The organism is Caballeronia sp. LZ032, assembly GCF_031451315.1.
GTDB lineage: Bacteria > Pseudomonadota > Gammaproteobacteria > Burkholderiales > Burkholderiaceae > Caballeronia.
The window spans coordinates 61,057-82,192 of sequence record NZ_JARUXP010000002.1 but is presented as its reverse complement, the minus strand read 5'-3'; the positions used below and the strand labels follow the sequence as shown (position 1 = coordinate 82,192).

Genomic DNA, 21,136 nt, shown 5'->3' with positions numbered 1-21,136 from the left:
ACATGCAGGCAAACGCGAATAATGAACCGGCGCCATGGAGGCAGACCGCATGAGCATGCTTCGAAGCGATGCGAACTTCGCTGGACCGATCGCCGGGCTGTATGAACAATTACTCGTGCCGATGCTCTTCGCGCATTACGCCGACGACCTCGTCCGCCGTATCGCCGCACTTGATCCATCGCGGGTACTGGAAACCGCTGCGGGAACCGGCGCATTGACGCGTGCGATGTCGCGCAGGCTGCGTCCGCAGGTTGCCATCGTCGCGACGGACCTGAGCCAGGCCATGCTCGACCACGCAGACGCAGCAGGGACGCCCGCGAACGTCACGTGGCAACAGGCTGATGCGCAAATCCTGCCGTTCGCCGATGCAGGCTTCGATGTCGTCGCCTGCCAGTTCGGCGCGATGTTCTTTCCCGACAAGCCGGCTGCCTTCGCGGAGGCGCGTCGCGTGCTGCGGCCGGGCGGGACGCTGTTGTTCAACGTGTGGGATTGCATCGAAGAAAATGCTTTCGCCGATACGATCACCACCGCGCTCGGCCACGTGTTCCCCGATGATCCGCCGCTGTTCATGAAACGCACGCCGCACGGCTATTTCGATGCGCACACGATCTCGACGGACCTCGCCCGCGCAGGCTTCGATGCAACATCGCGCATCGAAACGGTAACCGCGCAAAGTCATGCGCCATCCGCGCGGGCCGTCGCCGTCGCGTACTGCCAGGGAACGCCTTTGCGCAATGAGATAGAAGCACGCAAAGGCGCGACGCTCGACGAAGCCACGGCCGTCTGCGAAGCTGCAATCGCGGATCGCTTCGGCACCGGACCCGTGCACGCGAAGATGCAGGCGCACATGATCGTCGTGCGCCGCTGAAGCCTCACGCGCGATCCAGCACCCGCGTGAGCCATGCGATGAGCGCCTGCCCATCGCAAGACGCGCTGCGGTAGCCCAGATGACCATCGGGCCGCACCGCCCACACCATGCCGTTGCGCGCGCCGAACTGCGCCGCGAACTCGCCCTGGAAATCGCTCAGCGTGCGATAACGTTCGTTCGCGCCGTTCATGATCGAAGGGGACATGATCAGCACCACGCCGCCCGTGAGGCCGAGCGCGGCGCGCCATGCATCGACGGCTTCATCGAACGCGGCGCCGCGCGCGCCATCCTCGTCATCGTCGATATAGCCGAGCAGCGTATGCCGGCCACGCCCGATGTGATCCTGCAAACGCTGCACCTGGCCGACGAACGCCTGCGCCAGACCGCCCACTTGCGGCACGCGGTCGCCGGGCGCGGGCAGTTCGGATGCCATGTCCCGGCATTCGTCGACGACAGCGGGACTGCCGCGATAGCCCACCAGCAACTGCGTCTCGCGCATGCCGGGCCGCATCTCGCCATGCGCGAGCACGGTATGCATGGCGCGGCTCGTCGACTCGACCACATCGAGCCCGACGGGCCGCCGTTCCGCTTCATAACTGTCGAGCAGTTTCGGGCCAGCCATCCCGCGCGCCGTCAGGCCGATCTTCCAGGCGAGATTGTGCGCATCCTGCAAGCCCGTGTTCATGCCCTGCCCACCGACCGGCGGATGGATATGCGCGGCATCGCCGGCAAGGAAGACGCGGCCCCGCGCATAGTGCTGTGCAATGCGATGACTCACGCGATACACCGACGACCAGCGCATCGACGACAAGCGCGTGTTGCGCGGCAGGATCGGCAGCATGATGCGCTCGACTTCATCGAACCCGGGCGCCGAGTTCAACGCGTGCAGCGCGGCATCGTCGGGAAGCAGCACCATCGACAGGCGATAGCGGCGCTTCGACCCGCGCACCGGCAACGCGGCAAGCGTGGTGGATTGGGGCGCGGCGCCTTCTTCCGTGCCCTGAACCTTGCCGGAGAGATTGAAGCGGTACATCGGTCCACGCGGCAGATTCCAGTCCACGTCGACATCGGCGAGCATGAAGGTCTGCGGGTATTGATCGCCTTCGAAAGGCACGTTCAACTGATGCCGCACGCTGCTGCGCGCGCCGTCGCAACCCACCAGCCAGCGGCAGCGAACCGTGCGGATCTCGCCGTCCGCCATCTGCACGCGGGCATCGACGGCGTCGCCCGAGTCGGTGAAGTCCACCAGCGTCGCACCATAGTCGACGTGCCCGCCATGCACCGCGAGCGCCGTCTCCAGCAGGCGCTCGGTTTCGAACTGCGCCAGCGAAAGTGCGCCGTAGGGCATGCCTTCGCGCGGAAACTGCGCGCTGAACACGGGATCGCCGTCCTGGAAGGTCTCGGCGCCCGTGAGCCAGACGCCCGTGTCGATCGCATCGCGCGCGATGCCCAGGTCTTCGAAGATTTCCAGCGTGCGCGCTGTCACGCCCAGCGCCTTGACGAAGAATGCACGCGTTTCGTGCGCATCGATCAGGCACACATCCAGCCCGTCGCGCTTCAGTTCCGCGGCGAGCAGCAGGCCAACGGGGCCGGCGCCGGCTATCAACACATCGGTCGTATCGTTCATGATGCGATTTCTCCCGAGGAATGCGATGCGTGCGCGTGTGACGCGCGAGATCGTCGTCCGGCGAAAGGGAGAATAACCGTTGTGCCTATGCTTGTGCCGCCATTCGATCGCCCGATCCGTCAGCCGGCGAGCGGACCGAGCCGCACGCCGAGCACGCAGCCGGCCGCGATCACGGCGAGCACGGCGGTGGCGAGCGCGGCGTAGAGCATGTTGCGCTGCCGGGCGAACACCGCGAGCAGCAGCGCGACGCGCATGACGGGAAGCAAGACGAACAGCGCGACGCCCGCCGTCATGGCCTGCGCGGCCCACGGCACGGGCCACGCCTGAAGCACCAGACCCGCGCCGATCAAGCCGCACGCGATCCACGTTCCGGCCTGAAGAAACACGGCGAGCAGGCGGTCGAGCGAAACATGCGCGGGCGACTTTGTCATCCGGCGAGTTCCGTGAGGTTGATGCCCATGCCTTGCAGCACCATCTGGCCCGCGACGATGACGAGCACGGAAAGAAACAGCACGCGCAGGCGTTCGCTGCGCACCTTCATCAGCACCCGTGCGCCGAGCACGGCGCCGAGCACCGAACCGAGCGCGACCGGCGCGGCCAGCGCGCTGACGATCTCCCCGCGCAGGAAGTACGCGCATCCGCTGGCGGCAGCCGTTACGCCGATCATGAAGTTGGAAGTGGCCGTTGAAACCTTGATGGGCAGCCGCAACGCATTGTCCATGGCGGGAATCTTGAGGATGCCGCTGCCGATCCCAAGCAACGCCGACACCATCCCGGCCACCACCATCAACGTGAGACCCAGCGGCACACGCTGCACGCGATAAGCGACGTCGCGATGCAGCCGATGATCCGGATAGCTCGAATGCAGTTCGAGCGCGGCGGCGAGCCCATGCGAAGGCGCGGTGGAGGTAGCCGACGCCGGATCTTCGCGCCGCACGAACATCTGCCATGCCGACACGAGCAGCACGCCTGCGAACAGGAAGTCCAGCGCCGATACCGGCACGACGCCCGCCAGCAGCACGCCGCAGAGCGCGCCGAGCGTCGTGCCGGTTTCGAGCACGAGGGCCAGCCGTACATTGGTCAGCCCGCCGCGCAGGAACGCGGCCGCGCCGCCGCACGAACAGGCGATGACCGACACGATGCTGGTGCCGATGGCCGCATGCATGTCGACGTGAAAGAACATGGTCAGGATGGGCACGATGAACAGGCCGCTCGCCATGCCGAGCATGCCGCCTGCAGCACTTGCGCCGAGGCCTGCGCAGAACAGCCACAGCGTTGCCTGCAAGCTCATTGGATCCGCTCTGAGGAGATCAGTGAGCTTGAACTATAACATGTCATAACAAGTATGAAAATGCATGACGGACAGCCCGTCATGCATCCGGCTACACCAACTTCACTGGAACTTCACCGGCACCGGCCGCGTGAGCAGATCGACATAGAACGCGAAGAAGCGGTTGTTGTCATAGCGCGTCACATACGTGATCTTCTGCGGCGAAGCGCCGGCCGCAGGCGCATCGGGATAGACCATCACATGCCCCTGATCTTCTCCGGGCGTCGTGTCGATGTCGAGATACGCGCTCTGCGTCTGCGTCGCATAAGTGGGATCAAGAAAGTATCCGATCGTCAGCGTGTCGTAGATGTCGGTGTTGTTGGCGAACGCGCCCGCATTCTCGATGGCATATACCTTCGTCACGGCGGTCTGTCCCGTCGGCGGATTGACGATCTGGTTATAGACGGTCTCGGTCAGCGGAACGGTATTGGTGACGTCGAGCGGAATCACCTTCTGCGGGATCGTGGTCTGCAACAGCGTGCGCACTGCGACGGGATCGAACCACCAGTTCAGTTCGCCCACTGCGTTCGCGTTACCCGGCACGTTCATCGCACCGCCCATGTAGACGATCTGCTTGATGAGCGGCACGATCTCCGGCGCCTTCTGCACGGCGGTCGCGAGATTGGTGGGCGGCCCTACTTCGATGATCGTCACCTGGTTCGGATAACGCTTGATGGTGTCGATCATGAAGTCCGCGGCGGCCTGCGCTTGCAGCTTCGTCGAAGTTGCGAAGCCGTCGGGCGGCGCGGTCAGTTGCGATTGCTGAGTGGGTTCGGGACGCATCCACGCGCCGAAATAGCCATTGGGATTGGCGGCCTGCTGCGCGCGAATGCTTGCGACGTCATATTGCAGCGGATAATTCGCGCCCGCATAAACGCCTACCTTGTCCTGCACGCCCATGCGTTCGACGGCCTTCAGCGCATCGGCCTCTTCCTGCAACAGCCAGTCGTTGCCGGTCACGACACACAGGCCGAGCAGATTGACCTTGCCCTGCCCCATCAACTGCGTGGTCATCGCGAAGAGCTGGCCGTCGTCGCCCATCGTGTTGAAGTCCGAGTCGATGATGATCTTCGGTGCATTCGAATAGGCAGGCTGATTATTGTCGGACCCGCCGCACGCGGCAAGCGCGACGACACACGGAATGATCAGGATTACCGCTTTGCAACGCTGCATGGTCGTGTCTCCCGAATCGATATAAGTAGAGTGGGCGCACCGCCGCCATGCAGGCAAGGCGCCACTCATTCTACGTTCGATCCGGGAACCGCATGGACCGCGTACTCACTCGTTCCAGTGCCCCGCGCTGCCCGCGAAAGCCGGCACGCCGAGCTGGTCGCGCTGTTGTTGCGCTTCACGCGCCTCGTCGGCCTCGACGGTCTTGCTCGTATCGATGAACAGCGCCGCGACCGCACCCACGCCGAGCAATGCCGCCGAGATCGTGAACGGCACGTTGTAGCTGCCGGTCTGCTGGATCAGATAGCCGAACACGACGGGCGAAGTCATCCCCGCAATGCCGAAGCCCGTGTTCATCATGCCGCCGGCCGTACCCGCATACTTGCCCGCGATGTCGAGCGGCAGCGTCCACAGGACCGGATTCGTGATCTCGAGGAAGAAGAACGAGCCGGTCAGGAACCACACGGCGGCCACGGGACTGGGGGCGTTGACCATCGGCAGGAGGAAGGCCAGCGAGCCGCCCATGCCCACCACGAGGATGCTGCAGCGCGCGAGCCGCAGACGGCCGGTCAGTTTGTAGATGCGGTCCGAGATGACGCCGCCGAGCGTGTCGCCGACGACGCCCGCCAGCAAGGGCAACGCGGTGAAGAGCGCGAGATGCTTGAGGTCGAAGCCGCGCGACTCCTTGAGATACGACGGCAGCCAGGTCAGATAGACCCACAGCAGCCAGCCATAGCAAAAGTCGACGAAGGTCACGAGCCACATGCGATGAATCAGCTTGCGCCAGGGCGTCACGCTCTTTCGGGCACGCGCACAATCGCCCGCGCGATAGCCGATCTCCGCGGTCTCCTCCGGCGTGATGCGGCGATTCTCATCGGGCGAATTGGTGAACACGAAGAAGTACAGCACCGTCCAAGCAAGGCTTGCGATGCCCAGCAGGATGAACGCCTCGCGCCAGCCGCTCGCGGCTACCACGGCCAGCACGAGCGGCGGCGTGAGCGCACCGCCCAGCCGCGAGAAGCTGTGCGTGATGCCTTGCGCAAAGCCCCGTTCATGCACCGGCATCCAGTACGTGAAGGCGCGCGTGGCGGTCGGGAACGCGCCGCCCTCGCCGATGCCGAGCGCCAGGCGCAGCACCACGAGCATGCCGATGCTGCCCGCAAAGCCCGTCGCCAGCGTGGCCGCGCCCCAGATCAGCGAGAGCACGATCAACACGAGCTTCGGACCGAACTTGTCGGCCAGCCATCCGCCGACGACCTGCATGACCGCATACGGATACGCAAATGCCGAGAACACGAGTCCGAGCTGCACGGAGCTCAGTCCCATCTCCTGACGGATCAGCGGACCCGCTACCGCAATGTTCACCCGGTCGATGTACGAGATGAAGTACATCAGGCACATCACGCCGAGGATGATATGGCGCGTCTTCACGCGCTGACGATGCTGGTTCATTGTGTCTCCCATGTCCATCTGATGTGGAATGTGCAAGTCCTGCCGTGAAGCGCGCGCCCGCTTATCCCGCCGGCTGCGGCTTCTCGACGAGCTTCAGGCGCTGCACCTTGCCCGAGGGGCCGCGCGGCAAGGCATCGGTGAAGCGGAATTCGCGCGGTGTCTTGTAGCGGCCGAGTTCGCGCAGGCAGTGCTCGCGCAGATCGGCGGGATCGGGAGGAGGCGCGCCGACATGCGGCACGATGAACGCGACGATGTCCTGCCCGTAGGCCGGGTCCGGCACGCCCACGGCAGCCGCTTCCAGCACGCCCGGATGGCGCAGCAGCGCTTCGTCGATCTCGCGCGGCGCGATGTTCTCGCCGCCCTTGATGATCAGTTCCTTCGCGCGGCCGTTGATGTAGAAGAAGCCGGCTTCGTCGCGATAGCCGAGGTCGCCGCTGTGCAGCCAGCCATCGGCGGTGAAGGCGTTACGGGTCTCCTCGGGCCGCTTGTAGTAGCCGCTCATCAGTTGCCCGCCGCGCAGCACGAGTTCGCCGGTCTCATTGGCCGCGCATTCGCGGCCTTCGGGATCGACGATCTTCGCCTCGCCGCCCGACGGCAGACCGATGCTGCCGATCCTGCGCAGCGCCGGGTCATACGGGTTGCTGAAGGCGGGCGCGGCGGTCTCGGTCATGCCCATCGTCTCGATCACGCCGATGCCGAAGCGCGCCTCGAACGCGCGATGATGATCGGCAGGCAGCGCCGCCGACGCACTGCGGCAGAACTTGAGCGCCGACAGATCGAAGCCTTGCGCGCTTTCGCCGTTGAGCAGATAGGCGACGATGGTCGGCACCACGTTGATCCAGGTGCAGCCGTGCTGCGACGCTTCGCGCCAGAACGTGCGCGCGGAAAAGCGCGGCGTCATCACGGCCGAGCCGCCGTGTTGCAGCGGCGTGAGCAATGCGACGACGAGGCCGTTGATGTGATACAGCGGCAGCGACACGAGCACGCGGTCGTCCTCGCACAGGCGATGTTCGGCGCTGATGTTGCGCATGTTCGCCAGCAGGCTGCGATGGCTCAGCAGCACGCCCTTGGGTGCGCCGGTCGTGCCCGAGGTGTACATGAGCAGCGCGGTGTCGGCGGGGTCGGCGCCTTTCGCGACGATCTGCGTGGCATCGTCGCCAGGCGGCGGCATGGTGCTGGAGGCAAGCACGGGTATCGCGGGCAAATCCGCTGCATCGGGCGATGTGCGCACTACCGCGATATCGCGCGCCATGCTCTTGAGCGCTTCCGCGACGGTCTCGTGCGTATCGTCGGCCACGAAGATCAGGCGCGTATCCGAATGCTCGACGATGTAACGCACCTGCGACGGCTGGCACAGCAGGTTCAGCGGATTGGCGACGAGCCCGCTGTACATTGCGGCGAGCAACAGCCGCGCGGTCTGGATGCCGTTGCCCATGAACACCGAGACCACATCGCCAGGCTTCAGTCCCGCCGCTTCGAACCGCGTTGCGAGCGCACGGCAGTCGTCACGCAACGCGCGGAACGAGAGTACGTTGCCGCCCTCGGCATCGAGCAGGAACGGCTTGTCGGGAGCATGTTCAGCGCGCGCGTCGATCAATGCGCGCAAGGTCGTTGCATCGAGCGGCGCGTGCCCGGAAGATGCAATGCGATCAGCGAGCGTGCTCATCGTCCGATCCTCCGGAAGTAGTCGCCGAGCAACGCGTCGACTTCCGGCACGCGTTCCGCAATCGGGTACGCGACGCGCGTCACGTTCATGTATTGCCGGTAGCCGAGGTTCGCCGAGAAGTTGTTGCCGCCCCAGGTGCCGCAGCCCATCGAGAGCGAGAACGGCAGGCCGTTGTCGAAGTTGCCGCCGGTCGCAAGGCAATGCGCCTGATTCACGATCACGCGCGCCACCGGCAACTGCGTGCCGAGCAGAACGGCCAGCGCATCGTCCGCGCCATGCACGCCCACCGAATGTCCCGCGCCCATGTAGCCGTAGATGCCGCGCACGATGTCCATCGCGTGTCCGGTATCACGCGCGCGATACACGGTCAGCACCGGCGAGAGCTTCTCTCCCGAGAAAGGATGGTCCTTCCCATAGCCGGTTTCCTCGACCATCAGGAACCTCGGCTCGCGCGCGGCGATGTCATCGAGGCCGGCTTCACGGGCAATCGCCGCAGCGGAGCGCGCCGTGCAGCGCGCCGACAGCTTGCCGTCCTGCCACAGCACTGCCTGCAAGCTTGCCTTCTGCGCGGCGTCCAGCAACACGCCGCCCTGCTTGCGCAGCGCATCGAGCATGCGGGCATGAATGGCGTCCTCGATCACGACGCTGTTCTCCGACGAGCAACTGGTCGCGTTGTCGAAGGTCTTGGAGATGGCGATCTTGCGCGCCGCGTCATCGGCATCGGCCTGCGCGGTCACGATGGACGCCACGTTGCCCGCGCCCACGCCGAAGGCCGGCGTGCCGCTCGTATAGGCCATGCGCACATTGGCCTGCGAACCGGTGGCAACGACCAGATCGGCGAGGCGCATCAATGCGGCCGTCGCGGCCTTGCTGGCGGGCGGCGGCAGCATCTGCACGAGATCGGGATCGAGACCGGCCTTGGCGAACTCGGCGTGAATGAAGCCGATCAGCAACGCGCACGACGAATAACCCTTCGGCGAAGGCGCGACGATGATCGCGTTGCCGCACTTGAGCGCATTGATGATCTTGTTGGCGGGCGTCGCGCCGGGATTGGTCGAGGGCGTGATGGCCGCCACCACGCCCACCGCGCGCGCGATCTCGACGATGCCATGTTCCTCGTCCCGCGCGATCACGCCCGTCGTCGCGACGCCATGCAGGTCGCGCAACAGGCCCAGCGTCTTGCGATGGTTCTTGCGGAACTTGTCGTCGGCGTTGCCGAGTCCCGTGTCGCGCACGGACAGGTCCGCCAGTTGCCGGTTGCGCGCGGGCTCCATGATGGCCCACGCGGCGGCGGCCACGGCCGTATCGAGCGTGTCCTGCCCCGCGTGTTCGAAGCGTTGCTGCGCCGCGCGCGCCCGCTCGACGAGCGCGCCGACCGCGCGTTCCGCTTCCGCCTGCTGCGCGGCCTGATTGGAGTCCGGCGTGGAGTCTGGCGCGTGTGCGCGTGAACGCACGAGTGTTGCGCCGCTTGCCATGTCATTCATGCGATGAACCTCGGCTGATGATGGATGGGAGGTGCTATCCAATCTAGTCAGCTCTGTTCGTCGCGCGGTCCCGTTTTCCGGAGTAACGCATGCAGCGACGGCGCGTGCATCGGAAAGTGTCGATTTCGGGACTTTCCAGAGTCCCGAAAAACAATGTTTTCGACGCACAATGAAATAAAAACGCAAGCGACACATATAAAGCAGGAGACAGCGTGACATCGAATCAATCGAATGCCGCCGCCGTGCGCGCGTTCCGCGTGCTGGAAACCCTGGCGGAAGCGAACCGTCCTCTATCGATGACCGAACTGGTCGATGCGCTTGGCCTGCCGAAGCAGACCGTGCACCGCATCCTCGTGCAACTGATGGATGCGTGGCTCGTCACGCGCGGCGCCAGCGACAGGCTCTATGAATGCTCGCCACGGGTGCGCACGCTCGCCATCAACGTGCTGATGCACGCAGGGCCTGCTGCGGCGCGGCATGCGTTGCTCGAACAACTCGTCACGCGGGTCGGCGAGACCTGCAATCTGACGATGCTCGCGGGCAACGACGTCGTGTATGTGGATCGCGTGGAAACGGGCTGGCCGTTGCGCATGCATTTGCAGCCGGGTTCACATGTACCGCTGCATTGCTCGGCGAGCGGCAAGCTGCTGCTGAGCTTCCTGCCGAAGGAGCGGCGCGAGCGCATGATCGAGCGCCTGCCGCTACGGTCTTACTCGGAACGCACCATCACCGACCGCGACGTGCTGCGCCGTGAGCTCGCCTTGACGCGCCGCCGCATGCTGGCTATCAACAATCAGGAGCATCTGCAGGGGCTCGTTGCGATTGCGGTGCCGGTGATGCTGGACCGCAATCGCGCATGCGCCGCGATCGCGATCCAGGCGCCGGTGGGACGCGTCGCGCTCGATCAACTGCTTGCCTTCGAGCCCGACCTGCGCCGCACGGCTGAAGAAACCGCGCGGACTTTCAGGGAAGAATGAAGCGGTTCAACGTTCGGCGGTTTGCAGATGCTGCGCTGCGTGCTCGTCGGCGTGAGCCTCGACCTCGTTGCGGCCGCGCTTGAACACGAAGTACGCGACGATCAGGATGCCCAGACTCACGACGCCGAGCCACAGCGGCTTGCGTTGATCCGGGATGAACGCCATGGCGATGAGAATCGCGAGCATGCCGACGATGGCGAGCCAGGTGAGATAGGGAAATCCCCACATGCGCACGCGCAGGTCGTTCGCCTCGAAGCTCGTCATGCGGCTGCGCAGGCGCAGTTGCGAGAACGCGATCAGCAGGTACACGAAGATCGCGACCGTGCCATACGAGTTGACGAGGAACGCGAACACCGTATCCGGCGATACATACGACATCACCACCGATACATAGCCGAACACCGTGCCCAGCAGGATGGCGCGCGTCGGCACGCCGCGCTTGTTGACCTTCGCGAGTCCGAGCGGCGCATCGCCATGACGCGTCAGTGCGAACAGCATGCGCGACGCTGCGTACAGACCCGAATTCAGCGCCGACAGCACCGCCGTCAGCACGATGGCGTTCATCACGTTCGCGGCAGCGGGCATGCCCATGACCTCGAGCGCGCTGACATAGGGCGTGGCCATCTGATGCGAATTCCACGGCACCAGCGCGACCACCAGCGCCACCGACCCCACATAGAACACGAGCACACGCGTGATGACCGAATTGGTTGCCTTCGCAACTGCCTTGGCCGGCTCCTTCGCTTCCGCGGCTGCAATTGTCACGATCTCCGCGCCGAAGTAGAAGCCTGTCGCGGCCACCGCACCTGTCAGCACCGGTCCGATACCCTTCGGCATGAAGCCGCCGTGCCCGAGGAAGGTCGTGGCGACGTCGGTCGTATGCATCGAGGCGGGCCACAGGCCGCACACATAGAGGCCGCCGAGGAACAGGAACACGATGATCGCGCCGACCTTGATCGACGAGAACCAGAACTCGAACTCGCCATAGCTGCCGACCGAGATGAGATTGGTCAGCGTGAGCACGACCAGCAGCACGAGACTGATGATCCACGCGGGCACGTCGGGGATCCAGAACTGCACGAGCTTGGCCCCGGCCACCGCTTCCAGCGCGATCACGATGACCCAGAAGTACCAGTACATCCAGCCGGTAAGGAAGCCGGCCATCTTGCCGGGCCCGCGCTGCGTCCTGAAGGCGAGCCGCGCGTATTCATAGAACGAGCCGACGGCCGGCATCGCGCAGGCCATCTCGCCCAGCATGCGCATCACGAGCACCACGAGCACGCCCGTGATGAGAAAAGAAAGAATCGCGGCGGGTCCGGCCTGCTGGATCACCACGCCGCTGCCGACGAAAAGTCCGGCGCCAATGACGCCTCCCAACGCGATCATCGTCATGTGGCGCTGCTTGAGGCCACATTTGAGATCGCCCTTGTCCGTGCTCGATTGCATCTCGTCTCCTGATTTGCTGTGTTCTGCCTGAGTCAAATCCCGCCTCGCCGGCCGATACGTTGCCGGACGGTCGAGGCGTTTCCCTGCGTCACGCGATGCCGGTTTCCCTCATGCGTCAGAGGGCGGGGCGGTCCTTGCGGAAAGCGTTCTTCACCGCGATCTTGCCGCCGCTGAAGGTGAAGACATCCACCATGCGCGCCTCGATGCGCGAGCCGTCCGCCTTCGTGCCGCGAAACGTCGATTCCGACACGCCGCGCTCGCCGCTGACGAAATGCTCGCCTTCCTTCCACGAGGCATCGGGGCAGGTTTCCCAGGCGAGCGTGAAGCCCTTGCGCACTTCGTCGCGACCGCTGAAGGTGCGGCCCAGCACGTCGGGGCCGGCCACGCCGTGAAACTCGCAGCGCTCGGCCATGCAGTCCATCAGCGCGTCGATGTCGTGGCGGTTCCAGGCATCGTTGAAGGTCTCCAGCAGGCGAAGATAGTCGTGATTCGTCTCAGTGCTCATGTATCGCTCTTGTCCATAGGTTCGAAAGGGTTAGCGCTTCTCGTCCTGCGCCAGGTACTTGTGATACAGAAAGCGTTGCCCGACCCGGCGGAACGGCGCAAAGCCCTTCCAGCGCACCATGTTCAGCACGTTCGGGTATTCGAGCGCGGATTCGTAGATCGGCAGGGAATCGCGGCTGTGCTGCCACTTGCCGGCGACGCGCTCCGCGAGGCGGCGCCCCGCGTGCGCCGAGAACGACACGCCGTTGCCGCCATAGCCGACCGCATAGAACAGACTCTGCTGCGGATCGGGCTGCGCGACGCGCGGCATCATGTCGTGGCTCACGTCCACCCAGCCCCACCACGAATAATCGACACGTATGCCGCGCAAGGCCGGAAACTTGCGATGCAGCCCTTCCACGAGCACCTCCATGTGCCGGGGATTGGCGGCGTCGGCGCCGGTGATGGCGCTGCGGCTGCCGATCTGCAAACGGTCGTCCGGCAACAGACGGTAGTAGAAGCGCAGGGTGCGGGTATCGGTGATGACTTCGCGCGTCCTGAAGCGGGTTGCCTCGAGTTCCTGCCTCGTCAGCGGGCGCGTGACCAGCGAGTTCGACAGGATCGGCATGATCTTCGCGTTCAACGCGCGATGCATGTCGTTGCGCGTATAGCCGCCGGTCGCGAACGCCACGGCCTTGGCGCGGATCACACCGCGCGGCGTGCGCACGTGATGCACGCCGCGAATCGTCTGAACGTCCAGCACCGGCGTGCCCGGATGCACCTTCACGCCCAGCGAGCGCGCCATGCGCAGGTAACCGAACGCCAGTTTGAGCGGATGCACGCCGATGCCGTCCGGTTCATGCAGCGCACCGCAGCTTTCCTGGTCGTCGACGTAGGATTGCGCCACTTCCTGTGCGTTGAGCATGCGTGCGTCGTAGCCGAAGACATCGCGCATCACCTTGCATTCGTTGCTGAGAAACTCCAGCTTGCGCTCGCGATGCGCGATATACAGATGGCCGCCCGGCTGCGGATCGCACGCGAATTCGCTCACCAGCTTGCGGAAGGTGTCGAAGCCTTCGCGGATCTCCGCATCGAGCTTCAGCGCTGTCTGCTTGCCCCAGCGCTCGATCCACTGCGAACGGTAGAGCCGCCCGCTCGCGTTCTGGCCTTGCCCGCCATTGCGGCTCGTGCAGCCCCACGCGGTGCGGTTCGCATCGACGACGGTGGCGCGGATGCCATGCTCACGCGCAAGGAACAGCGCCGTGGACAGTCCGGTGAAGCCGGCGCCGACGATCAGCACGTCCACGTCTGCATCGCCGGGCAAGGGTCCGTCGTCCTCGGGCGGCGTGCCCGCCGTGGCGACCCAGTAGGTGGGCGCATAGTCCATGGCCTCGCGCTTCATCGGCGAGACGAGCGGGTCGTAGAGTGGATCGTATGGGGCGCACGCGCCACCCTGGGCCGGCGCAACGAATTCGAGAGTAGCCACCGATAACTCCTTGGAAAGTGGCTTCATGTTGCCCCGAACCCCGTGCGCGGCTTAGTGCCAGCCAAAAACCTTCGTTGGTGCCAGGGGACGGGCCGGACAGCGGGCTTGCTGGACCTAGCGATTGCCCTGCTCTGGCACTACGGCCAGCCATTTTTGTCTGGTCATACTGCACCGAATTCCTTTCTCTTCCGCGCGATGCAAGCCCTGCGCGGGCCAATGATCATACGGAGTAGACCATGCTCAAAGTCTTGATCGGACTCGGTTTGCCGTTTGTCGGCGTGATCGGCATGCTGCCGTGGGCGGCATCGAACGATATTTTTGTGTTCGGCATTCCGTTTATTTATGCGTGGATTTTCGGCTGGTTCATAGCCACCTCGGTCTGCCTGCAACTCTGCTGGATCCTGTTCGACAAAAAAACGGAACGGCGCGAAGCGCGCGGCGCATAAGGAGAAAACCGACATGGCTTCCACCGTATTTCTCGGCTTCATCGCGCTCTCCATCTGGCTCGCCTTGCGTGCAGGCAAGGGACGCGGCGGGCAAAGCGTGCATGACTTCTTCGTCGCGTCACGGCAGTTCGGCGCGTGGCTGGTGTTCTTTCTCGCTGCGGGCGAGATCTACAGCATCGGCACGATGGTGGGCTTTCCCGGCGGCATCTACGCCAAGGGACCGACTTATGGCGTCTGGTTTCTGGGCTATATCCTGCTTGCCTACCCGATCGGCTATTTCATCGGCCCGAAGATCTGGGAAGCGGGCCAGCGCCACAACGCCATCACGCTGCCCGATCTCTTCAAGGGCCACTTCAGCAGCCGTGCGCTCGAACTGATCGTCGCCGTTTCATCGCTCGTGTTCCTGCTGCCCTGGGGACAGCTGCAATTCACGGGTCTCGTCGCGGCATTGAAAGGGCTGGGATGGAACCTGAACCCGGTCTTTCTCATCATGATCTCGGCGCTGCTCGCGTTCACGTACATCGCCATCGCGGGCGTGCGGGCGTCGGCGTACATTGCGATTCTCAAAGACCTGCTGATGGTGGCCGCCATCGTCATCACGGGTCTGGCCGTGGCATGGGAAGCCGGCGTCGAACCCGTGTTCAGGGCCGCCAGCCAGCATGTGTCGAATGCGATGAACGCGCATCAGCTGACCTTCTCCATGAGCACCATGCTGTTCCAGTCGCTCGGCTTCTATGTCATGCCCTTCGCGATTCAGAACTTCTTCACCGCGAAGAGCAGCAACACCATTCGCCGCTCGCAAGTGGTCATGCCCCTGTACATGCTGATGTACCCGTTTCTCGTGGTGGCGTCGTACTACGCGATTGCGCAGAACGTGCCGCTCGGCTCGCCGAACGAAGCGTTCTTCACCGCGGTCGTGCATCTGCTGCCGTCGTGGCTCGTCGGACTGGTTGCGGCGGGCGCTTCTCTGTCGGGCCTGCTCGTGCTCGCGGGCATCTGTCTCGCCATCGGCCCGGTGGTCACGCGCAATCTGCTGCCCAACATGCCCGAGACGCGCCAGAAGGCGAGCGCCAAGGTGGTGATCGGTTTGTATCTGCTGCTGTCCATTGGCATGACGCTCGCAACGCCGAACCTGATGCTCACGCTGATCAACATGACCTACTACGGCGTCACGCAGTTCTTTCCCGGCGTGATCGCGATCATCTTCGGCCTGCGGGTCGGCGCGCGCGCGATTGCGTCAGGCATGCTCGCGGGACAGGTGCTCGCGGTCGTCCTGTATGTGCTGCATGTCGATATCGCGGGCCTGAATCTCGGCCTCATCTGCCTGGCCGTCAACGTGCTGGTCGTGTTCCTCGCGAATCCGAGCGCAGGCCGCAAGCACGTCCACGCCGATCTGATCCACTCGAACGACTCATGACCCAGAACTCAATCGATAGCCAGGCGGTAAAGGTGTTCGCCGCCCGCAAGATCCTGACCATGAATCCGCGCCAGCCGGTCGCGACGCACGTTGCGATCCGCGAGGGCAGGATTCTCTCGGTCGGCACGCTGGACGAGATCCGCCAGTGGACCGACGCCGAACCCGACACGACCTTCGCCGACAAGGTGCTCATGCCGGGTCTCGTCGAAGGCCATTCGCACCTGATGGAAGGCGCGATGTGGAGCGCGGTCTATGTCGGCTACTACGAGCGGCGCGGTCCCGACGGCACGCGCTGGCCGGGCCTGCAATCGCTCGATGCGGTGATCGCGCGCTTGCAGGAAGCGGAGCGCGCGCTGGACAGCACGGACGCACCGCTGCTCGCCTGGGGCTTCGATCCGATCTTCTTCGGCAGCGAGCGGCTGACCGTGACGCAGCTCGACAGGGTATCGGCCACGCGGCCCGTCGCTGTCCTGCATGCAAGCGTGCATCTGATGAACGTGAATTCGCCGATGCTCGCACTCGCGGGCATCGACGAAGACACCGATGTCGACGGCATCGTGAAGGACGGCGAAGGCCGCCCGACCGGCGAACTGCAGGAGTTCGCGGCCATGTTCCCGGTGTATCGCGTGATCGGGCCGAAGCTCTCGATCTCCGCGAGCGACAATCCTGAAGCGATCCGCGCGTTCGGCAAGGTCGCGCAGCTCGCGGGCGTGACCACCGCCACCGACCTGCTCAACGACCTCTCCGACACGGGCATGCGCAATCTCGTCGAAGTGACGCGCGACGCGCGCTTCCCGATCCGCCTGGTGCCCGCGTTCGGTCCGCAGCGTAATCCGGAAGGCGGCCCGGACCGTGTGCTCGAAGCGATCAGGCTCAATGCGGACAAGCTGCGTTTCGGTCCGGTGAAATTCATCGTCGATGGTTCGATACAAGGCTATACCGCGCGCCTGCGCTGGCCGGGTTATGTGAACGGCCATGCCAACGGCCTGTGGCTGATTCCGCCCGAGCAGTTTGTCGAGACCTTCCTGCCCTATCATCTCGCCGGCCTGCAACTGCATATCCACACGAACGGCGACGAGGCCACCGAGCTCGTGCTCGATGCCATCGAGACCATTCTCGCGCGGCATCCGCGCCCGGATCATCGGCATACGCTGCAGCATTGCCAGATGGCCGATGCGCGGCAACTCGCGCGCGCCGCGCGTCTCGGCATGTGCGTGAATTTTTTCTCGAACCATATCTACTACTGGGGCGACGCGCATTACGCGCAGACCATGGGCGCCGATCGTGCGAACCGCATGAACGCGGCCGCCACGGCTCAATCGCTCGGCATCACGTTCGGCATGCATTCGGATGCACCGATCACGCAGCTCAACCCGCTCTTCACGGCGTGGTGCGCAGTGCAGCGCAAGACCGCCTCGGGCCGCGTGCTGGGCGAGACGGAATGCTTGAGCGTGCCTGACGCGTTGCGCGCGATCACGCTCAGCGCGGCGCATACGATCGGCATGGATGATGCGATCGGCAGCATCGAGATGGGCAAGTTCGCGGACTTCGCGGTGCTCGATGAAGATCCGCACGAGGTGCCTGCCGAACGTCTCGGTCAGTTGCGTGTGTGGGGCACGATTCTCGGCGGACGTGTGTTCGAGGCGCCGGCATGAAGCCGCCCATTCCGCTGGCCGTCATCGGCGGCTATCTCGGCGCGGGCAAGACCACGATGATCAACGCGCTGCTGACCAACACCGAAGGCCGCCGCGTCACGGTGCTGGTCAACGATTTCGGCGCGATCAATATCGACGCCGCTTTGATCCGCGAGCGCAGCGACGACGTCATCGGACTGGAGAACGGCTGCATATGCTGTTCGATCGGCGGCAAGCTGATGGAGACCTTGATCGAGATCAGCGCGCGCGAGACGCGGCCTGATCTGCTCGTGATCGAAGCGAGCGGCGTGTCGGACCCGTTGCGCATCGCGCAGGTCGGCATGCTGGATCGTGCGTTTCGTCTGCAAGGCATCGTGGTGGCCGTGGATGCGCAGCGTATCGATGAAACGCTGGCCAATGCGTATGTGGGCGAGATGGCGCGGCGGCAGATCGAGACGGCGACGGCCATCGTGCTGACCAAGACCGATCTGCTCGACGATGATAACGCGCGACGAGCGCGAGCACGGGTGCAGGAGATAGCGCACACGCGCATCGTGTTCGACGGCGATCAGGGCAAGGTACCGGGCACGCTGTTTTTCAGCGATACGGCGGCGTCGGCTCCGCTTGGACTTTCGCGATCCATCGTGCCTCTGCATCAACTTGCGGCTGGCTTGCGGAGCGTGATGTTCCATTCGAACGAGCGCTTCGACAAGCGCAAGCTCAAGGCCGCGTGCCTGTCTTTCTCAAACAAGCTATTGCGCGCCAAGGGCTTCGCCCGCCTCGCGGACGGCTCGTGCATCGAGCTTCATGTCGTCGGCGCGCGCTGGCATGCCACGCCATGCCGCGACGTTGCGCATACGGAGATCGTCTTCATCGGCATGATCGACGACGATGACATACAGCGCGCGCTAGCTGCTGCTCCTGCGGCGCGCGCCGAGCCAGCCTGCGAGCTTCGCGAAGAGTGTCATGTCGGGCGGCACGGATAGATCCACGCCGAAGCTGTGCCGATAGTACGGGCTCAGATCGAGTCCGACACCGAGCCCCAGCACCTCCACACCCTGCAACGCCTCATGACGCTCGACCACTTCGCGCAGGTGCTGGTCGAGATAGTGGGCGTCGTTCGCTTGCGCGGTCGCGCTGTCCATCGGGCTGCCATCCGACACGACGACCAGGATGCGCCGCGGCTCGTTACGCGCGAGCAAGCGCCCGCACGCCCAGTCCACCGCTTCGCCGTCGATGCCTTCGCGAAACAGATCCGCCTTGAACAGCGCGGCGATGTCACCGCGCGCGGCACGCCATCCCGCATCGGCTTCCTTGAAGATCATGTGGCACGCTTCGTTGAGCCGTCCCGGCGTGGGTGGACGTCCTTGCGCCAGCCAGTCCAGCTTCGCGCGCCCGCCGTTCCATGCGCCCGTGGTGAAGCCCAGCACTTCAGTGGTGACGCCTGCCATGCCGAGCGCACGCACGAGCACGTCGATCATCACCGCGACCGGTTCGATACTCGCCTTCATCGAACCCGAGCAGTCGATCAGGAAGCTCACCGCGCAATCCGCCGTGGGCGTGTCGCGTTCGCGCCTGAACACGCGACGCTCAGCCGGTGACGCGATCACCTGCGCCAGACGCCTTCCGTCGATGCGCCCTTCCTCTTCGCCGAACGACCAGCCGTCGCGATGCGGCACGGCAATGGCCGCCTGCAACATGCGCGCGAGGCGTGCAACGTTGATGTGGCGTGCGGCGATGAGGTCGTCGAGACGCTCGCGGTATTCGCGCAGCAACGCGGCGCGGATCAGCGCGGCGGGATGGATGGTCTTGTCGTAACGCGTCGTGAAGATGCGATAGCCGTCGCCCGACGCATCGCGCGCGCTGCTGGCGCCGCTTGCGGCAAGCGCGAGCCGTTCCGCCTCGCCCTCGTCGTCGTCGATGTCGAACCAGGTGCCGAGCATCGTGCGCGCGGCGTCTTCCTCGGTGTCGTCGGTTGAAGCGTGATTCTCGACGAAGGCGTGACGCACGTCGCGCACCATCTCGCCGATGCGGTTCGCAATGGCAAGCGCATGGTTCGCATAGGCGCGCTGATCGGCGCAGTCACGCCGCAATCCCGCCAATGCCACGCCGAGCAGGGGCGCGAGCGCCGCACGCGTCGCCTCTATCAGCCCTTCGGTCTGTTCGACCACCGCTTGGCCTGAGAGACGCGACTCGGCAATTTGCGCGACCGTATAGATCAGCAGACCGATATCGCTGTCCAGCAAGCCGCCCTTGTAGCACGCCAGCGACCACGTTTCGAAGCGATGCCGCACGTTGCGCCGCACGCCCGCCATGCCGTCCGGCACGCGCGCTTCACAGCGCAGTTGTTCGAGCAGGTCGAAGACCATGCGGGCGACTGGTTCTTCCGGTGCGAGGCTGTCGTGCAACGCCGCATCCGAATACACGATGCGCAGCGCCGATGCATCCGCCGCGCCGCGCGTGGAATCGAGATCGTCCGCTTCCCTGCCTTCGCCACGCAGATGCGGTGCGTGCAGCGCGACCGGCCGCAGATGCCTGAACAGACGTCCGCCGCGATAGTGCAGCGTGCCGTCGCCGGTCAGCGCGCGCACGGTCGCCGCGCACAGCGCGTCGCGCCGCGTAAGTTCGCGAGCGTCGTTTCGCACGGCGTTCATTTGCTGCGCTCGTCGTGCCACTGCGACGGCGTTTCCAGTTCCTCGCCGAACGCGCGCTGAAAATATTCCGCGACAACCGGCCGTTCCGCTTCGTCGCATTTGTTCAGGAAAGTGAGACGCAACGCGAGCTTCACGTCGTGAAACAGCTCGCAGTTCTCCGCCCAGTTGATGACGGTGCGCGGCGACATCAGGGTGGACAGGTCGCCGGCCTGGAAGCCGCGCCGCGTCAGCCCCGCCATGCTCACCATCGATGCGACGAGCGCGCGCCCACGGTCGTTTTCGAGTTGCGGCACGCGCGCGAGCACGATGCGCGTTTCTTCCTCGCGCGACAGATAGTCGAGCGTCGCGACCACGTTCCAGCGGTCAATCTGCGCATGGTTGAGCATCTGGGTGCCGTGATACATCCCGTTCAGGTTTCCGAGACCCACGGTATTCGTTGTCGCGAACAGACGAAAAAAAGGATGCGGCTGGATCACGCGATTCTGATCGAGCAGCGTGAAGCTGCCCTCGCGTTCCAGAATTCGCTGGATCACGAACATCACGTCGGGACGGCCCGCGTCGTATTCGTCGAAGACCAGCGCCACGGGCCGCTGCAACGCCCAGGGCACGATGCCTTCCTGAAACTCGGTGACCTGCACGTCATCGCGGACCACGATTGCATCCTTGCCGACCAGATCGAGCCGGCTTACGTGACCGTCGAGATTGACGCGCATGCACGGCCAGTTGAGGCGCGCCGCGACTTGTTCGATATGCGTGGACTTGCCCGTGCCGTGCAGGCCTTGCACCATGACGCGCCGGTTGAACGCGAATCCCGCAAGAATCGCAAGCGTGACCTCGGGATTGAACCGGTACGCATGATCGATTTCCGGAACATGCGGATCACGGCCGCTGAACGCGGGCACCAGCAGGTCCGAATCGATGCCGAACAGCGCGCGCACCGGCACGCGCTGATCCGGTTCTTCCATCCACGTGTCGCGCATCATGATGCCTGCCTCC

Annotated in this window: 18 protein-coding genes; 6 read left to right on the top strand and 12 right to left on the bottom strand. The window is 64.7% G+C overall.

What is annotated here, in order from left to right; translation table 11 throughout:
* Window positions 1-49 precede the first annotated feature (49 nt).
* Window positions 50-868 carry a methyltransferase domain-containing protein gene (locus QCE69_RS15960; RefSeq protein ID WP_309931785.1) on the top strand — a complete coding sequence of 273 codons (819 nt, stop codon included), beginning with the start codon at window positions 50-52 and terminating at the stop codon, window positions 866-868.
* 4 nt (window positions 869-872) lie between these two features.
* On the opposite strand, the gene QCE69_RS15955 is transcribed toward QCE69_RS15960, so the two are convergent.
* The 7 genes from QCE69_RS15955 to sauS all read right to left on the bottom strand — a co-directional run bounded on the left by QCE69_RS15955 (window position 873) and on the right by sauS (window position 9,597).
* Complete coding sequence (locus QCE69_RS15955; protein ID WP_309931783.1) at window positions 873-2,495, bottom strand: FAD-dependent monooxygenase; 1,623 nt, start codon at window positions 2,493-2,495, stop codon at window positions 873-875.
* A 119-nt stretch (window positions 2,496-2,614) separates the two neighbouring features.
* Window positions 2,615-2,926, bottom strand: a complete 312-nt coding sequence (locus QCE69_RS15950) for a DUF1634 domain-containing protein (RefSeq protein ID WP_309931782.1) — start codon at window positions 2,924-2,926, stop codon at window positions 2,615-2,617.
* The gene (locus QCE69_RS15945; protein ID WP_309931780.1) at window positions 2,923-3,786 is read right to left on the bottom strand and encodes a sulfite exporter TauE/SafE family protein; all 864 of its coding nucleotides are present in this window, start codon (window positions 3,784-3,786) and stop codon (window positions 2,923-2,925) included. The genes QCE69_RS15950 and QCE69_RS15945 overlap by 4 nt, the downstream gene beginning before the upstream one ends.
* 102 nt (window positions 3,787-3,888) lie before the next feature.
* The gene (locus QCE69_RS15940; protein WP_309811964.1) at window positions 3,889-4,998 is read right to left on the bottom strand and encodes a nucleoside hydrolase; all 1,110 of its coding nucleotides are present in this window, start codon (window positions 4,996-4,998) and stop codon (window positions 3,889-3,891) included.
* A gap of 105 nt (window positions 4,999-5,103) precedes the next feature.
* The gene (locus QCE69_RS15935) at window positions 5,104-6,447 is read right to left on the bottom strand and encodes an MFS transporter (protein WP_309920140.1); all 1,344 of its coding nucleotides are present in this window, start codon (window positions 6,445-6,447) and stop codon (window positions 5,104-5,106) included.
* A gap of 61 nt (window positions 6,448-6,508) precedes the next feature.
* The gene (locus tag QCE69_RS15930; RefSeq protein ID WP_309931778.1) at window positions 6,509-8,113 is read right to left on the bottom strand and encodes an AMP-binding protein; all 1,605 of its coding nucleotides are present in this window, start codon (window positions 8,111-8,113) and stop codon (window positions 6,509-6,511) included.
* Window positions 8,110-9,597, bottom strand: coding sequence for an acylating sulfoacetaldehyde dehydrogenase (gene sauS, locus QCE69_RS15925; protein ID WP_404987369.1), 1,488 nt, complete (start codon window positions 9,595-9,597; stop codon window positions 8,110-8,112). The genes QCE69_RS15930 and sauS overlap by 4 nt, the downstream gene beginning before the upstream one ends.
* A gap of 212 nt (window positions 9,598-9,809) precedes the next feature.
* Between sauS and QCE69_RS15920 the strand changes: the two genes are divergently transcribed.
* Window positions 9,810-10,574 (top strand): IclR family transcriptional regulator, encoded by a 765-nt coding sequence (locus QCE69_RS15920; protein ID WP_309811956.1) that lies wholly within the window; start codon window positions 9,810-9,812, stop codon window positions 10,572-10,574.
* Window positions 10,575-10,580: 6 nt separating this feature from the next.
* Here the strand turns inward: QCE69_RS15920 and QCE69_RS15915 are convergent, their stop codons facing one another.
* The 3 genes from QCE69_RS15915 to QCE69_RS15905 all read right to left on the bottom strand — a co-directional run bounded on the left by QCE69_RS15915 (window position 10,581) and on the right by QCE69_RS15905 (window position 13,905).
* Window positions 10,581-12,020, bottom strand: coding sequence for an amino acid permease (locus QCE69_RS15915; protein WP_309931776.1), 1,440 nt, complete (start codon window positions 12,018-12,020; stop codon window positions 10,581-10,583).
* Between the two features lie 115 nt (window positions 12,021-12,135).
* Complete coding sequence (locus QCE69_RS15910) at window positions 12,136-12,525, bottom strand: nuclear transport factor 2 family protein (RefSeq protein WP_309931774.1); 390 nt, start codon at window positions 12,523-12,525, stop codon at window positions 12,136-12,138.
* Between the two features lie 30 nt (window positions 12,526-12,555).
* A complete protein-coding gene (locus QCE69_RS15905) occupies window positions 12,556-13,905 on the bottom strand; it encodes an FAD-binding oxidoreductase (protein WP_309932805.1) in 1,350 nt (449 codons plus the stop codon).
* Window positions 13,906-14,225: 320 nt separating this feature from the next.
* Between QCE69_RS15905 and QCE69_RS15900 the strand changes: the two genes are divergently transcribed.
* Genes QCE69_RS15900 through QCE69_RS15885 form a run of 4 tightly spaced genes read left to right on the top strand, consistent with a single transcriptional unit; the run spans window position 14,226 to window position 18,472 of the window.
* On the top strand, window positions 14,226-14,435 hold the full coding sequence (locus tag QCE69_RS15900) for a DUF3311 domain-containing protein (protein ID WP_309931773.1): 210 nt from the start codon (window positions 14,226-14,228) through the stop codon (window positions 14,433-14,435).
* 13 nt (window positions 14,436-14,448) lie between these two features.
* On the top strand, window positions 14,449-15,852 hold the full coding sequence (locus QCE69_RS15895) for a sodium:solute symporter family protein (RefSeq protein WP_309931770.1): 1,404 nt from the start codon (window positions 14,449-14,451) through the stop codon (window positions 15,850-15,852).
* Window positions 15,849-17,507 carry an amidohydrolase gene (locus tag QCE69_RS15890; RefSeq protein WP_309931769.1) on the top strand — a complete coding sequence of 553 codons (1,659 nt, stop codon included), beginning with the start codon at window positions 15,849-15,851 and terminating at the stop codon, window positions 17,505-17,507. The genes QCE69_RS15895 and QCE69_RS15890 overlap by 4 nt, the downstream gene beginning before the upstream one ends.
* Window positions 17,504-18,472, top strand: a complete 969-nt coding sequence (locus QCE69_RS15885; protein WP_309931768.1) for a GTP-binding protein — start codon at window positions 17,504-17,506, stop codon at window positions 18,470-18,472. The genes QCE69_RS15890 and QCE69_RS15885 overlap by 4 nt, the downstream gene beginning before the upstream one ends.
* Here the strand turns inward: QCE69_RS15885 and QCE69_RS15880 are convergent.
* Together QCE69_RS15880 and QCE69_RS15875 are read right to left on the bottom strand one after the other, a co-directional pair.
* Window positions 18,395-20,140 carry a cobaltochelatase CobT-related protein gene (locus tag QCE69_RS15880; protein WP_309931766.1) on the bottom strand — a complete coding sequence of 582 codons (1,746 nt, stop codon included), beginning with the start codon at window positions 20,138-20,140 and terminating at the stop codon, window positions 18,395-18,397. The genes QCE69_RS15885 and QCE69_RS15880 overlap by 78 nt on opposite strands.
* On the bottom strand, window positions 20,137-21,123 hold the full coding sequence (locus tag QCE69_RS15875; RefSeq protein ID WP_309920117.1) for an AAA family ATPase: 987 nt from the start codon (window positions 21,121-21,123) through the stop codon (window positions 20,137-20,139). The genes QCE69_RS15880 and QCE69_RS15875 overlap by 4 nt, the downstream gene beginning before the upstream one ends.
* Window positions 21,124-21,136: the final 13 nt, after the last annotated feature.